Consider the following 13598-nt stretch of genomic DNA (forward strand, 5'->3'; position numbering starts at 1 on the left):
CATCGATCCGACTTCAACAGAGACTGCAGATGAGATTGTCCCGCTTCTTTATCGACACCCCCCTGAGCCTTGGCGAGCACGAGCTGCCCGAAGCCCAGGCCCACTACATCGCACGGGTACTGCGCATGGCCGAGGGCGATGCGTTGCAGGTGTTCGACGGTTCGGGGCAGGAGTTTCGCGGCACCCTGGTGGAGGTGGGCAAGAAGCGCGTGCGGATCAGCCTCGACGAGAGCTTCGCCGGCCAGCCCGAGTCGCCGCTGCATATCCACCTGGGCCAGGGCCTGTCCCGTGGCGAACGCATGGATTGGGCGATCCAGAAAGCCACCGAGCTGGGTGTCGACCAGATCACCCCGATCTTCAGCGAGCGCTGCGAGGTGCGCCTCAAGGATGAACGAGCCGACAAGCGCCTGCTGCATTGGCGCCAGGTGGCCATCAGCGCTTGCGAGCAATGCGGGCGCTCCAAGGTCCCGGTGATCCACCCGCCACTGTTGCTGGCGGACTGGCTCAAGCAGACCGCCGCCGACCTCAAGCTGGTGCTGCACCCGGTGGCCCAGCCACTGGAAAGCCACGCCCGCCCGGAGACCCTGGCCTTCCTGATCGGCCCCGAGGGCGGCCTGTCCGACGCCGAGGTCGAACAGGCCCAGGGCGCCGGTTTCCTGCCGGCGCGCCTGGGTCCACGGGTACTGCGTACGGAAACCGCGCCGGTGGTGGCCCTGGCCGTGGCCCAGCAGCTCTGGGGCGACTTCTAGCCCGTCTCCGCCTTTGCCTGGCACACCGTGGCGCCCATCGCCGGCAAGCCTGGCTCCTACAACAGCCAGCAGGCCGCGGGACGGCGTTTACTGCACCGGATCGCTGGTGGGCTTGGCGATGATCGCCTTCAGCTCGCTGGTCATGGGGAATTCCAGGTTCAGCCCCTTGGGCGGGATCGGCTGCTCGAACCAGCGCTGGTAGATCCCGTTGATCTCGCCGGAGCGATACAGGTCCGCCAGGGCGGTGTTGACCAGGGCCAGGAACTGCGGGTCGTCCTTGCGCACCATGCAGCTGTAGATCTCCCGCGACTGCTCCTCGCCCACCACGATCCAGTTGTGCGGATCACGGGCCTTGGCCCGTTCGCCGTAGAGCAGCGCATCGTCCATGTAGAACGCCGCCGCGCGCCCCGACTGGAGCATCTGGAAGGCTTCGCCGTGGTCCTTGGCGCTGATCACGAACATATCGATCTTGTGCTCGACGTTGTAGCTCTTGAGAAAGCGCTCGTTGGTGGTGCCGGCGGTGGTCACCACGTTCTTGCCCCGCAGGTCGGCGAAGCTCTTGATCCCGCTGTCCTTGGCGGTCAGCAACTGGCCCTTGACGTAGATGAAGCCATAGGAGAAGGCCACCTGCTTCTGGCGCTCGGCCGTCACCCCGGTGGAGCCGCACTCCAGGTCCACGGTGCCGTTCTGCACCAGCGGGATGCGGGTCTGGGAGGTCACCAGGTTGTACTTCACCGCCAGCTTGGGCAGCTGCAGCTGCTGCTGGATGCGCTCCACCACCTTGCCCGCCAGCTCCACTGAATAACCCATGGGCTTGCCGCTGTTGTCCCCCACGTAGGAGAACGGCACCGAGGCATCGCGATAACCCAAGGTAATACTGGCGCTGTTGGCGATCTTGGCCAGGGTTCCCTCCAGGGGTGCCTCATTGGCCTGGGCCATGGCGCTGAACAGCAGGCCCAGGGTGCAGCCGAGCAACGTGATCTTGTGCATTGTTATTCTCCGTTGGGGTTGAAGGCGCTTCAGCGACGGGTGGCGATGATACTGATTTCGACGAGGATTTCCGGGCGCGCCAGGGCCGCCTGCAAAGTGGTGCGCGCCGGTGCCTGTCCGGAGGACAGCCAGGCCGACCACACCTCGTTCATGCCGGCGAAATCCGCCTGGATGTCCTTGAGGTAGATGGTGGCGTTGAGCACGTGGTCCTTGTCGCTGCCGACCTCGGCCAGCAGCGCATCGATCTTCTCCAGGACCTCGCGGGTCTGCCCGGCGATGTCCTGGCTGGCCCCCGGCACCTGGCCGGAAAGGAACACCAGTCCGGCGAAGGTCACGGCGCCACTCAGGCGGTTGTTGCTATGCAGACGCTGGATACTCATTGGAAACACTCCTGGTGATGACTCAGGCGGCGCGTGGCGCCAGGCCCTGCATGTCGATACTGGTGGGACGCTGGCCGATCAGTTCGCCCAGCAACTGGCCGCTGCCACAGGCCAGGGTGAAACCCAGCGCGCCATGGCCGAGGTTGAGCCACAGGTTGCGGTAGGCGGTGCCCCCCACCAGCGGCACGCCGCTGGGGGTCGCCGGGCGCATGCCGGCCCATTCCACGGCGGCCTGGTAATCGCCGGCATGGGCGAAGGTCTGCGCCGCCTGGCGCCGCAGCAGGCCCAGGCGCCCGGGGTCCGGGGCCGGGTCGAAGCCGACGATATCGACCATGGCCGCCACCCGTAGCTGTTGGCCGATCCGCGCGTAGACGATCTTGCGGTTGTAGTCGGTGATGCTGATTTCCGGCGCTCGGTGCTGCGGGCCGATGGGCGCGCTGAGGCTGTAGCCCTTGAGCGGGTACAGCGGCAACTTGAGCCCGGGCAGCTGCAACTCGGGGCTGCGGTGCCCGGCAGCCAGCACCAGGTGGTCCACCGCCAGCAGGCGCTCGCCCAGGTCGATGGCCTGCACCCGGTCGCCCTGGTGCCGGATGCCGCGCACTCGCTGCCCGAGGAGGATCTCGCAACGTCCGGACGCCTGCAGGCGCGCCGCCAGCTGCTGGCAGAAGGCATGACAGTCGGCCACCTCTTCGTCCGGGGTATAGATGCCACCGATGAAGGGCGCATCGCCCAGGGCCGGCTCCAGGCTGGCGCATTCGGCCCCCGTCAGCACCTGCTGCTGGCGCGGGTCGGACAGGTTGTGCCGGGCGTGCTCGAAACTGCCGGCGTCACGGAAGGTCACCAGCTTGCCGTTGCGCCGCCAGTCGAAGTCCGTCAGGCCGTCGGCTTCGCGCCAGGTCTTGAGGGTCTCCTGGCTGAGCAGCGCCAGGCGCAGCAAATGGGCGCCATTGCGCTGGTTCACCGAGTGCCGGCAAGCCCCCAGGAACCCCGCCAGCCAGCGCCACTGCGCCGGGTCCAGGCGTGGCCGCAGGCGCAGCGGCGAATCGCCCTTGAGCATCCAGCCCAGGGCCTGCCAGGGCACGCCGGCATCGGCCAGCGGCGCCACGTAGCGATAGGACAGCTGGCCGCCGTTGGCGAAGCTGGTCTGGCTGCCCAGGCTGTCCTGGGCTTCCACCAGGGTCACCTCCAGGCCCTGGCGGACCAGGGCATAGGCGCTGGCCAGGCCGATGACGCCACCACCGATGATGCAAACCCGCTGACCCATGACTGCCCCTGAGCTGATGTTCGATGGCCCAAGGTTAGGGGCAGGTGACAGGCGCCGGACAATAAATAAAGATGGACCACCCATAAACAAAGGTTATGGACTTGCCATGCGCCTTCGCCATATCGAGATCTTCCAGGCTATCCGCCAGACCGGCTCCATCAGCGGTGCCGCGCAACTGCTGCACGTCTCGCAGCCGGCGGTGACCAAGGTATTGCAGCACGCCGAGCTGCAGCTGGGTTTCCCGCTGTTCCTGCGGGTACGCGGCAAGCTGCAACCGACCCCGGAAGCCCTGGAGCTGGAACGGGAAGTGGACAAGGTCAGCGAGAGCCTGCAGGGCGTGCGGCGCCTGGCCCAGAACCTGCGCCGGGCGCCGGGCCACAGCCTGCGCATCGGCGCCACCCCGGCCCTGGCCCTGGCCTTGCTGCCGCCGGCCATCAGCGAATGGACCCGGCGCTACCCGGACAGCCTCTGCGAGCTGTCCAGCGCCCACAGCCGCGAACTGGTGCAGAACCTGCTGATGCGCGAAATCGATGTGGCCCTGACCCTGCAACGGCCGGATCACCCCGGCCTGAACGGCCAGGTCCTGGCCCAGGGTGTGCTGGTGGCCCTGGCCCCCCACGGCTATTGGCCCGATGGCAGCCTGGGCCAGCCCCTGGCGCTGCAAGAGCTGGCGGACGCACCGCTGATCGGCCTGAGCAGCGCCGACCCGCTATCGGCCCGGCTCGATGGTTACCTCAAGGCCGTGGAACCACCGCCACGGGTGAGCATCGCGGTGCAGACCTACTCCCTGGCCCGGGCCATGGTGGAATCCGGCGCCGGCCTGGCGCTGATCGATCCCTTCACCGCCCTGGGCGCCTCCTCGGCCAGCACCGCGATCCGCCCCCTGAGCCCGTCGCTGCCCATCACCCTGTATGCCGTGAGCCGGGCCGCCGAACCGCCGCCCCATACCTTGAGCAGCTTGCTGGAGATCTTTGGCGGGCAGGCCCAGGAGCAACTGGATCGGTTGATGGCCGCCGACTGAGGCGGCCGGTCAGGACCTCATCGCGAGCAAGCTTCGCTCCCACACAGGGATCACCGTACCTGCAGGAACAAGGCTACCCGCGCGGAACGATGAGGCGCGCGCCGATCACAACACATAGAACAGGATGGCGACGAAGTGCAGCAGGCTGCCGGCGATGACGAACAGGTGCCAGATGCCGTGGGCGTGGCGCAGGCGGTTGTCGAGGGCGAAGAAGATGATCCCCACGGTGTACAGCACCCCGCCCGCCGCCAGCCAGGTGAAACCCGCCGGCCCCAATGCCGCCAGCAGCGGCTTGACCGCCACCAGCACGATCCAGCCCATCACCGCGTAGATCACGATGGACAGGACCCGCGCTTCGGAGCGCGGCTTGATCTCCTGCAGGATGCCGATCAAGGCCAGGCCCCAGACGATGCCGAACAGGGTCCAGCCCCAGGGCCCGCGCAAGGTCACCAGGCAGAACGGCGTATAGCTGCCGGCGATCAGCAGGTAGATCGAGAAGTGATCGACCTTCTGCATGATGTTCTTCGCCCGCCCGCGCACGCTGTGGTAGACCGTGGACACGCTATAGAGCACCAGTAAGGTGAAGGCATAGATCGCCACCCCGACGATCTTCCACGGGCTGCCGTCGAGGCTGGCCAGCACCACCAGCCAGATACCGCCGATAAACGCCGCGACCGCCCCCAAGAGGTGGGTCCAGGCGTTGAGTCTTTCTCCGTGATACATCGATCAGTCACCCTGAAAACATCCACAACCATTCCAGCAGACCCTCTGCGGGCCGCTGCGTTCGACCGCAAGGCCAGCGACGGGCCCGCGCCTGCAGTGTGCAAGCGCAATATGTCCATTGGGGCGCGCCGCTGAAAAAACCAGCGGTCACATGACGACTCATCGGGCATCATCGGACCCTCGCCACCAGAGTCCGGACCATGCTCATCGACGAAGAGTTGACCCTCAAGAAATTCGAAGTGTTTCTGGCCTTCATGCGCACCGGCAACCTGGCTCGCGCCGCCAGCGAACTGCAGACCAGCAATGTCAGCGTGCACCGGGCCATCCACTCCCTGGAAAACGCCCTGCGCTGCCCGCTGTTCAAGCACGAGGGACGCAACCTGACTCCGCTGGAAAGCGCCTACGTGCTGGAAGAGCGAGCGCAGAAGCTGGTGCAGGATGTGGTCGAGAGCGTGCGCCTGACCCGTGAAGCCGCTGGCTTCTCGGCAGAACGTTTCAAGCTCGGCGCACTTTATTCCCTGACCGTGAAAACCGTGCCGCAACTGATCATGGGCCTGAAGCTGCGGCGCAGCGAGCTGAATATCGACCTGATCCTGGGCTCCAACATCGACCTGTTATACAAGCTCAAGAACATGGAAGTGGATGCGATCCTGGTATCCCTGGACGACAGCGTCAGCGATCCGGACTGCGAACAGCTGCCGTTGTTCTCCGACGATATCTTCCTCGCCACCCCGGCCGACTCGCCCTTCGCCCAAGAGCGCGAAGTGGATCTGGCGGCTGTGCGCGACGCCACGTTCATCACCCTGACCCAGGGTTTCGCCACCCACCAGGACGGCGTGCGGGTGTTCAAGCAGGCGGGGTTCGAGCCGAAGGTGGCGATGCAGGTCAACGATATCTTCACCCTGCTGAGCATGGTCAGCTCAGGGGTGGGTTATGCGCTGCTGCCGGGCAGGATCGCCGCGGTCTACGAGAACCGCGTGAAGCTGATACCGCTGCAGGCGCGCTACCGCCTGCAGCAACATATCGGCGTGGTGTTCCTCAGGGCCAAGGAGCGCGACCCGAACCTGCTGGCACTGCTGGCCGAGTGCCGGATGTATTCGCGGGGGTCATGAGACGCAATCGCGGGCACGCGGCGATCCAACTTGCCCGCGATGGCGTCATATCAGCCCGCCAGCCCGCGCACGATGAAAAACAGCAGCGACGGCCCCAGCAGGCACCCCAACCCGGTGTGGAAGGTCGCCGTCAGCGCCCCATAGGGCACCAGGCGCCGATCGGTGGCCGCAAGCCCGGCGGTGACCCCACTGACGGTCCCGGCCAAGCCACCGAACACCATGGCCGAACGCGGGTTGTCCAGGCCCATCCAGCGGGCCGCCATGGGCGTGCCCACCATCACCAGGATCGCCTTGATCAGGCCGGTGGCGATCGACAGCGCCACCACATCGGAGCTGGCGCCGATGGCCGCGCCGGTCACCGGGCCGACGATGTAGGTCACGGCGCCGGCACCGATGGTGGTCATGCTCACCGCATCGCGATAGCCAAAGCTCCAGGCGATGCTCGCCCCGACGATGAACGGCAGCACCGTGCCCAGCAGCAGCGCCACGGCTCCGATCAACCCGGCCTTGCGGGCCTCGGTGGCCTGGACTTCGAAGGCCGTGGCGACGATGGCGAAATCCCGCAGCATGGCGCCGCCCATCAGGCCGATGCCGGAAAACAGCGCCAGGTCCGCCAGGCCTTTCTGGCCGCCGGTCAGGGTGCCGCCGACCCAGGCCAGGGCCAGGCCGATGACGATGGCGATCGCCGATCCATGCACGCGACCGAAGGTCAGGTGCCGGGACAGCAGCACCGAGACCCACATGATCACGCCAACGAAGGCGAAGGCGGTGACCAGGCCGTTGTGCTCCAGGCCTTTCTCGATCAAGTCCCACATTTCAGCGCCCTCCCGCCGGTGCGGCTTCGATGCCCGGCTCCTGCGGTAGCGGATCGCCCTTGTGGGTCCGGCTGATCAGGGCGATGGTGCAGCCGCACACCAGCACCGAGCCGATGGCCGCCAGCACCGCCACCGGGCCGCCATGCAGCGCGGTGACCACGTTCTGCTGGGCGGCCATGGCCACCACCACCGGGATGTACAGGGCGCCCCAGAAGCCGACGCCCATTTCACAGTCCTTGGTCATGCCGCCATGGCGCTGCATCCACAAGCGCGCGCAGATCAGCAGGATCATGGCGATGCCGACCCCGCCGACGTTGGACTTCACCCCCAGCAACACGCCGAGCATGTCGCCGATAATCACTCCCGCCAGCGTGCAGATCGCCAGCAATGCCACACCATAGATAATCATTGTCGTTGTCCTCGCAGTGCATCGTCGAAGTTGTTGTTCTTGTGCTTCGCCAGCCTGGGTCGCGGTTTTATCGGTCGCGGCGGCCCTCCTCGCGCAATAGCGCCTGCAAGGTGTCCGGGCGGGCGCCATCGAAGGCGATCACCGAGCCCTGCTCGAACACCCGGCGTGCCAAGCCGCTGAGCACCGCCCCGGGCGGCAGTTCGATCTGCAACCGTACGCCGCGCTCATAGGCGCCCTGCACGGTGCCGCGCCAATCCACCAGCCGGCACATGTTGAAGGCCAGGTCGTCGCGCAATTGCTCCACCGTGCGCAATGGCCGCGCGCGGCTACCGCTCAGGTACCCCAGCCGGAGCGGCTCCATCGGCACCCTGGCGAACGCCTCGGCCAGCCGTTGGGCCGGCTGCTCCAGCAATGGGCAATGGGACGGCACGCTGACCGCCAAGCGCCTGGCCACCCCGGCGCCACATGCCCGGGCCAGTTCGGCCACGGCCTGCATCGCCGCCTCGCTGCCGGCGATCACCACCTGGGTGTCGGCATTGATATTGGCCAGGTACACCGGCCTTTGCGGGCTGTGGACCCGGGCCAGCAACGCCTCCACCGTGCCCAGGTCCAGGCCCATCAGCGCGGTCATGCCGTAGCCCTGTGGATAAGCCTGCTGCATCAGCTCCCCGCGCAAGCTCACCAGGCGCAGGGCATCGGCGAAATCCAGGGCCCCGGCCACCACCGCCGCCGGATAGGCGCCAATGGACAGGCCCGCTACGTAGTCCACCGGGCAATCCGCGTGCAGCAGGGTCCGGGCACAGGCCACCCCGGCAACCAGCAGGCACAGCTGCACCGCCCGGGTCCCGGCCAGGGCCTGGGGCGAATCCAGGCCCAGCACGTCCTGCCCCAGCACATCGCTGGCCTCGCGCAGGCAGGCCACGACTTCCGGCCGCTCGGGCAGTCGCTGGAGCATCCCCGGCTGCTGCGCCCCCTGGCCCGGGAATACCAGCAGGCTGCTCATGCCGCCAACTCCCCTGGGCACCAGGGATCGCGCACCAGCCGCGCTCCGCTAGCGCTCTTGAGCAGTACCCGCGAGGCGCTCCCGGCCCACTCACGCAAGGCCAGGCCCCCGGCCGGCAGTTGCAATTGCAGGTCGACCCGGCACACGGCGCCATCGAGCAGTGCCAGCAGCTCCCGGGCCTGGGCCCGGGACAGCGGCTCAGGCGCCCGGAGAATCAAGTCCAGGTCGCTGCCTTGGTGCAATGCACCAACTCCGCTGGCCAGCTCGAAGCCGGCGCTGCCGCCCACGCCCCAGGCCAGCCCCAGGGCGTCCAGCGGGCCACGCAACTGGTCCAGGGCCTGGAGCGCCGGCCAGGCACGGCTCGACGGCACGTGGCGCAACGCCTCCGGGCTGGTTCCGCGCTGCACCGCGTCCAGCGCCAGCAACGCCGGGTAGCGCTGCTCCCGGGACGGGCCACGCAGCCCCACGGCGATCGAACCGGCAGCGCTCACTGCCCGACGCACCACCACCGGCTGCCCCTGCTCCAGCACCTGCCGCGCCCACTCCGGCGCATCGGCCGCCAGTTGCCCGGGCTCCATGCCCCACAGCAGGTCATGGGGCAGCCAGGGGGAGCAAGCGCTCACCATTGCTCCCGCAGCAGTTGGCGGACCCGGCTCGAGGCCTCACGGTTCGCCGCCCCCAGGCGCCCCTCAAGCCCAACGCCACCAGCCCGTACATCGGCAATGGCCTGCAGCAGGCACCCGCTGACCTGGTCCAGGTCCTGGGGGGTCGGTTGTTCGATGCGCTCCACCGGCAGGGTTTTCCACAAGAGGCCCAGGCCGGCATAGCTGTCGATGTCGTAGGCCATGGGCGGCACGCTGGCAGCCAGGGCTTCCAGCTCCTCGACGCTGCGCAGGGTGACCCGCGCCGCCGAGGCCTTGCCCATGGCGTGCACCATCACGCCCGGGTCGCGCAGGGCGATCAGCCGGTTGGCCTGGTAGCCGTGGGCCAGGAACGCTCCGGACATGGCCTTGCCCACCAGCAAGCCGATCACCGGATGCCCCGCCAGGCGGGCCCGGGCGTAGCTGTCGGCAGCGCCGGCCAGGGCCTGGTGGATGCCCAGGGCTTCTTCGCGCCGGCCATAGGCCTGGCTCGGCACATCGACAATGGCGATCAGTGCTCGCTTGCGGGGCCGATCGCGGTCGGCCTCGATCACTTCATCCACCGCTTTGGCCAGGCCCCAGCCCTCCAGCAGGCCGACCTCGCCCTGGCGGGCGCGGGGAAAACGATTCTCCGGGTCGGCCACCACAGCGATAAAACGAGCCGATTGCCCCGCCAGTTCACCGTCGGCCACCCGCAGCGACGGCGGCAGGCCGGCCACCGAAGCGGCGCCGCCAACCAGGGCGTTGAACCAGTTCAGGCCCCGCAAAGAACTTGCACTCATGAGCGGTCTCCTTGATACAGATCGCGAACCGTTGCCGCATCGATTTGCGCCGCCGTGTCCAGGCGGGCCAGACATTGCAGATAGTGTTCGGCCTGGTGGCTGCGTTGCCGCTCGGGCAGGCCGAGGGCCAGCAATTCGCGAACCTGGGCCTGGATCTGCGCCACGTCATCGGCCACATAGCGATCCACCAGGCCGCTGGCGAAACGCTGCTCACCGCCGGTCAGGCTCCAGATGAAAGGCCGGTCGCGGGAGTCGTACTCCTCGATCCCGGCTTCCTGCTCGATCACCTGCGGCCCGTTCAGGCCCAGCCGCGCTTCTTGGGTCACCAGCAGGTAGCTACACAGGCCGGCGGCGATCGACATGCCACCGAAGCAGCCAACGCTGCCAGCCACTACGCCGATCACCGGTTGGTATTGGCGCAGGTCGACGATCGCGGCATGGATATCGGCGATCGCCGCCAACCCCAGGTTGGCCTCCTGCAACCGCACGCCGCCGGTTTCCAGCAGCAACACGGCGCGGGTGGCGATGCCCTGGCGGTTGTCCTCGGCCGCCAGCTCAAGGGCACCGGCGATCTTCGCCCCGCCCACCTCGCCGAGGCTGCCGCCCTGGAATGCGCCTTCGATGGCGGCGATCACCACCGGCAACCCGGCGATGCTGCCCTTGGCGATCACCACCCCATCATCGGCCTGGGGCACCACGCCCTGGCGCGGCAGCCAGGGCGACATGACGCGCTGGAAAGGGTCGAGCAGTTCGCGAAAGGTGCCGGCGTCCAGCAACGCCCGCGCCCGCTGCCGGGCTCCCAGTTCGACGAAGCTGTGCTGGTCGAGCAAGCGTGCGCTGTCAGTCATGGGCGATTTCCTCCAGGCCCTGTTCAAGGCGTAGGCGCACCACCCCCGGGGTGGCGCCGAAGTCATGGATGTCGATCAGCAGCGCCGGTGGCGTCTGTCCGGCGAACATGCGTTGGAACAGGTGCTGCCAGCGTGCGGCGCTGCCGTTGACCGAGGTCTGGACCTGGATCTTCAAGGTGCCGGCCGGCGCCGGTTCCAGCAGTACTTCGAGGTCGCCGGAACCGACACAGCCCACCAGCGCACGGCCGCGGCCAGAAGGGCCGGCGGGAAATTCAAAGGACAAGGTTTCCATCAGTTCGCTCCCTGGTCGGCGGCGGCCTCGATCCGGTCGAGCAGCAAGCAGGCGGCCAGCAGGTCGGCGGCGCCACCGGGCGAGGCATTCAAGGTCAGAAGTTGCAGGTCCAGCTGGTGCAGGCGCCGGCGTCCGGCGAGGCTGGCGCTGCCACCGGCCTCCAGCACCGCCCGGGCGCCATCCTGCATGGCCCGCAGGCCCGCTTCGCCCGCGCGGTAGAGCACGCAGGTGTCGGCCAGCCGGGTCATGATCGCCAGCAGCGCATCGAGCCGGGCGTTCTGCTCGCCATGGCCCCGGGCACGACTGCGCCGCAGCTGCGGCAGGCCCCATTGCAGCACCGCGGGAAAGCCCTGCTGGACCTCCTCCCGGGCGCCGCCTACGCCGTAGCGCTGCGCCACCTGGGCACCATGGCTCAAGGGCCGTGGCGCATGCCGGTCTTCCAGCAGCGCCAGGCGCGCGGCGCGCCAGGCGACGCTGCCGGCCGCCCTGGAGCCAGGTTCCAGGGCGGCCGCGGCCACCAGCAGGCCCAGGGCCCAGATCGCCCCGCGATGGGTGTTGACCCCGCCGGTGGTGACCAGCATCGCCCGCTCGCCTTCGCGACCGCTGCGCCCCAAGGCTTCGCGCAGCGGCAAGTCGATACGGGCGAGTTGTTGCGCGGCCTCGGCCATGTCCTTGAAGGCCGGCCACAGGCTCAGGGCCGAGGCGTGCATCAGGCCCAGGTGCAGGTCACTGTGGGCACCACTGCCACGGCGGTCCACCAGGGCCGGCTTGGGCGAGAGGTCGGCCTCGTCGATCAGCGCGTCCACCGCCAGGTCCGCCAGGCGCTCGGCCAGCCCCAGGGGCCGGGATTGCAGGTTGAATGCGTGCATTACCAGCTCCTGAACTTGGCAGGTGGGTGATACAGGCCGCCAGACCACTGCACCAGGTCGGCGATGCTCTTGGCCGCCAGCAACTCGCGGCTGGCGTCGGTGCGGCGAATGCCCAGGTCCTCGGGCAAGGCGACCAGGCCCTCGCGGCGCATGCGCTGGGTGTCCCTGGGGTCATGCCGCAGGCCGATGGCGGTGACTCCGGCCACGGCGGCGATCATCGCCCGGCGCTCCTCCAGGGTGCGGGCCTTGTACAGGTAGGCGATGCCTTCTTCGGTGAGCAGGTGGGTGACGTCGTCGCCATAGATCATGATCGGCGCCAGGGGCATGCCGCTTTTCTTCGCCACGTCCACCGCGTCCAGGGTGTCGACGAAGGTCGGTTTGCCGCCCTCCTGGAAGGTCTCGACCATCTGCACCACCAGCTTCTTGCCCCGCTCCAGCAGGGCCTGCGGCGCCGCGCCCTGGTCCAGGCGCATGTCCAGCCAGGCCGGGGTGCCATGGCGCCGGCCACGGGGATCGTGGCCCATGTTCGGCGCCCCACCGAAACCGGCCAGGCGGCCACGGGTCACAGTGGAGGAATGGCCGTCGCCATCCACCTGCAAGGTGGCGCCGATGAACAGGTCCACCGCGTATTGCCCGGCCAGCTGGCAGAACATCCGGTTGGAACGCAGGGAGCCGTCGCGGCCGGTGAAGAACACATCGGGACGGGCGGCGATGTAGTTTTCCATGCCCAGTTCGGTGCCGAAGCAATGCACGCTGTCCACCCAGCCGCTTTCGATGGCCGGGATCAGGGTCGGATGGGGATTGAGGGTCCAGTTGCGGCAGATCTTGCCCTTGAGCCCCAGGGACTCGCCGTAGGTGGGCAGGATCAGCTCGATGGCCGCGGTATTGAAGCCGATGCCGTGGTTCAGCGATTGCACGTTGTGCTTCTCGTAGATGCCACGGATCGCCATCATCGCCATCAGCACGTGCACCGGCTTGATGTGCCGGGGATCGCGGGTGAACAGCGGCTCGATGTAGAACGGCTGGTCGGCCACCACCACGAAGTCCACCCAGGAGGCCGGGATATCCACCCGGGGCAACTCGCTGACGTCGTCCACCAGCTGGTTGACCTGGACGATGACGATGCCATCGCTGAAGGCCGCTGGCTCCACCAGCGCCGGGGTGTCCTCGGTGCTCGGGCCGGTGTAGATGTTGCCGGCGCGATCGGCCATGAAACCGGCGCACAGCACCACGTTGGGCGTCAGGTCCACCACCAGCCGGGCATAGAGTTCGATGTAGGTATGGATGGCGCCGACCTCCAGCAGCCCGTCTTCGAGCAACTGGCTGATGCGCAGGCTCTGGGTGCCGGCGAAGGAGAAGTCGAGCTTGCGGGCGATACCGCGTTCGAACAGGTCCAGGTGTTCGGCGCGGCCGACGCTGGGCATGATCATGTGCAGGTCGTGGAGCCTGGCCGGATCGACCTTGGCCAGGGACCGGGAGAGGAAGTCCGCCTGCTTCTGGTTGTTGCCCTCCAGCACCACCCGGTCGCCGGGCAGGATCAGCGCCTCCAGCGCCGCGACGATCTTGTCGGTCGGCAACACCACGCCATCGGCGATGGCCCGCACCTGCTCGAGGCGCCGCTGCTTCTCGCTGCGCCGCCGCGACCAGCGCGGGTCGGGAGATAGTGTCGTTGTCATGCTCGCTCCACAGGTTCGCTGTCG

The 13598-nt window shown here is 68.0% G+C and carries 16 protein-coding genes; 3 read left to right on the forward strand and 13 right to left on the reverse strand.

Going from position 1 to position 13598, the window contains the following annotated elements:
- Positions 1 to 29 precede the first annotated feature (29 nt).
- On the forward strand, positions 30 to 749 hold the full coding sequence (locus AC3WK8_RS17500; protein ID WP_103325373.1) for a 16S rRNA (uracil(1498)-N(3))-methyltransferase: 720 nt from the start codon (positions 30 to 32) through the stop codon (positions 747 to 749).
- A gap of 87 nt (positions 750 to 836) precedes the next feature.
- Here the strand turns inward: AC3WK8_RS17500 and AC3WK8_RS17505 are convergent, their stop codons facing one another.
- The 3 genes from AC3WK8_RS17505 to AC3WK8_RS17515 are packed head-to-tail and all read right to left on the reverse strand — an operon-like array spanning position 837 to position 3383.
- The gene (locus AC3WK8_RS17505; RefSeq protein WP_103325372.1) at positions 837 to 1739 is read right to left on the reverse strand and encodes a transporter substrate-binding domain-containing protein; all 903 of its coding nucleotides are present in this window, start codon (positions 1737 to 1739) and stop codon (positions 837 to 839) included.
- A gap of 29 nt (positions 1740 to 1768) precedes the next feature.
- Positions 1769 to 2119, reverse strand: coding sequence for a RidA family protein (locus AC3WK8_RS17510; protein WP_103325371.1), 351 nt, complete (start codon positions 2117 to 2119; stop codon positions 1769 to 1771).
- A gap of 22 nt (positions 2120 to 2141) precedes the next feature.
- Complete coding sequence (locus AC3WK8_RS17515; protein ID WP_103325370.1) at positions 2142 to 3383, reverse strand: D-amino acid dehydrogenase; 1242 nt, start codon at positions 3381 to 3383, stop codon at positions 2142 to 2144.
- A 106-nt stretch (positions 3384 to 3489) separates the two neighbouring features.
- Between AC3WK8_RS17515 and AC3WK8_RS17520 the strand changes: the two genes are divergently transcribed.
- Entirely contained in the window at positions 3490 to 4404 is a 915-nt protein-coding gene (locus AC3WK8_RS17520; RefSeq protein WP_103325369.1) for a LysR family transcriptional regulator, read from the forward strand.
- A 105-nt stretch (positions 4405 to 4509) separates the two neighbouring features.
- On the opposite strand, the gene trhA is transcribed toward AC3WK8_RS17520, so the two are convergent.
- Complete coding sequence (trhA, locus tag AC3WK8_RS17525) at positions 4510 to 5127, reverse strand: PAQR family membrane homeostasis protein TrhA (protein WP_031320660.1); 618 nt, start codon at positions 5125 to 5127, stop codon at positions 4510 to 4512.
- 200 nt (positions 5128 to 5327) lie between these two features.
- Between trhA and AC3WK8_RS17530 the strand changes: the two genes are divergently transcribed.
- On the forward strand, positions 5328 to 6239 hold the full coding sequence (locus AC3WK8_RS17530; RefSeq protein ID WP_103325368.1) for a LysR family transcriptional regulator: 912 nt from the start codon (positions 5328 to 5330) through the stop codon (positions 6237 to 6239).
- A 50-nt stretch (positions 6240 to 6289) separates the two neighbouring features.
- Here AC3WK8_RS17530 and madM read toward each other — a convergent pair whose 3' ends face one another.
- The 9 genes from madM to mdcA all read right to left on the reverse strand — a co-directional run bounded on the left by madM (position 6290) and on the right by mdcA (position 13574).
- Positions 6290 to 7054: a malonate transporter subunit MadM gene (madM, locus tag AC3WK8_RS17535; RefSeq protein ID WP_103325367.1), complete on the reverse strand. Its 765-nt coding sequence runs from the start codon at positions 7052 to 7054 to the stop codon at positions 6290 to 6292.
- A 1-nt stretch (position 7055) separates the two neighbouring features.
- A complete protein-coding gene (madL, locus tag AC3WK8_RS17540; RefSeq protein ID WP_022641597.1) occupies positions 7056 to 7463 on the reverse strand; it encodes a malonate transporter subunit MadL in 408 nt (135 codons plus the stop codon).
- A 67-nt stretch (positions 7464 to 7530) separates the two neighbouring features.
- Positions 7531 to 8466, reverse strand: coding sequence for a malonate decarboxylase subunit epsilon (mdcH, locus tag AC3WK8_RS17545; RefSeq protein ID WP_103325366.1), 936 nt, complete (start codon positions 8464 to 8466; stop codon positions 7531 to 7533).
- Positions 8463 to 9089, reverse strand: coding sequence for a malonate decarboxylase holo-ACP synthase (locus tag AC3WK8_RS17550; protein WP_103325405.1), 627 nt, complete (start codon positions 9087 to 9089; stop codon positions 8463 to 8465). The genes mdcH and AC3WK8_RS17550 overlap by 4 nt, the downstream gene beginning before the upstream one ends.
- Positions 9086 to 9889, reverse strand: a complete 804-nt coding sequence (mdcE, locus tag AC3WK8_RS17555; protein WP_085594485.1) for a biotin-independent malonate decarboxylase subunit gamma — start codon at positions 9887 to 9889, stop codon at positions 9086 to 9088. Before mdcE ends, AC3WK8_RS17550 begins: the two co-directional genes overlap by 4 nt.
- Positions 9886 to 10737, reverse strand: a complete 852-nt coding sequence (locus AC3WK8_RS17560) for a biotin-independent malonate decarboxylase subunit beta (protein ID WP_103325365.1) — start codon at positions 10735 to 10737, stop codon at positions 9886 to 9888. The genes mdcE and AC3WK8_RS17560 overlap by 4 nt, the downstream gene beginning before the upstream one ends.
- On the reverse strand, positions 10730 to 11029 hold the full coding sequence (locus tag AC3WK8_RS17565) for a malonate decarboxylase subunit delta (protein WP_022641603.1): 300 nt from the start codon (positions 11027 to 11029) through the stop codon (positions 10730 to 10732). The genes AC3WK8_RS17560 and AC3WK8_RS17565 overlap by 8 nt, the downstream gene beginning before the upstream one ends.
- The gene (locus tag AC3WK8_RS17570; RefSeq protein ID WP_103325364.1) at positions 11029 to 11898 is read right to left on the reverse strand and encodes a triphosphoribosyl-dephospho-CoA synthase; all 870 of its coding nucleotides are present in this window, start codon (positions 11896 to 11898) and stop codon (positions 11029 to 11031) included. The genes AC3WK8_RS17565 and AC3WK8_RS17570 overlap by 1 nt, the downstream gene beginning before the upstream one ends.
- Positions 11898 to 13574: a malonate decarboxylase subunit alpha gene (gene mdcA / locus AC3WK8_RS17575; RefSeq protein WP_085594478.1), complete on the reverse strand. Its 1677-nt coding sequence runs from the start codon at positions 13572 to 13574 to the stop codon at positions 11898 to 11900. The genes AC3WK8_RS17570 and mdcA overlap by 1 nt, the downstream gene beginning before the upstream one ends.
- Between the last annotated feature and the right edge of the window lie 24 nt (positions 13575 to 13598).

The organism is Pseudomonas sp. FW507-12TSA (assembly GCF_058781435.1).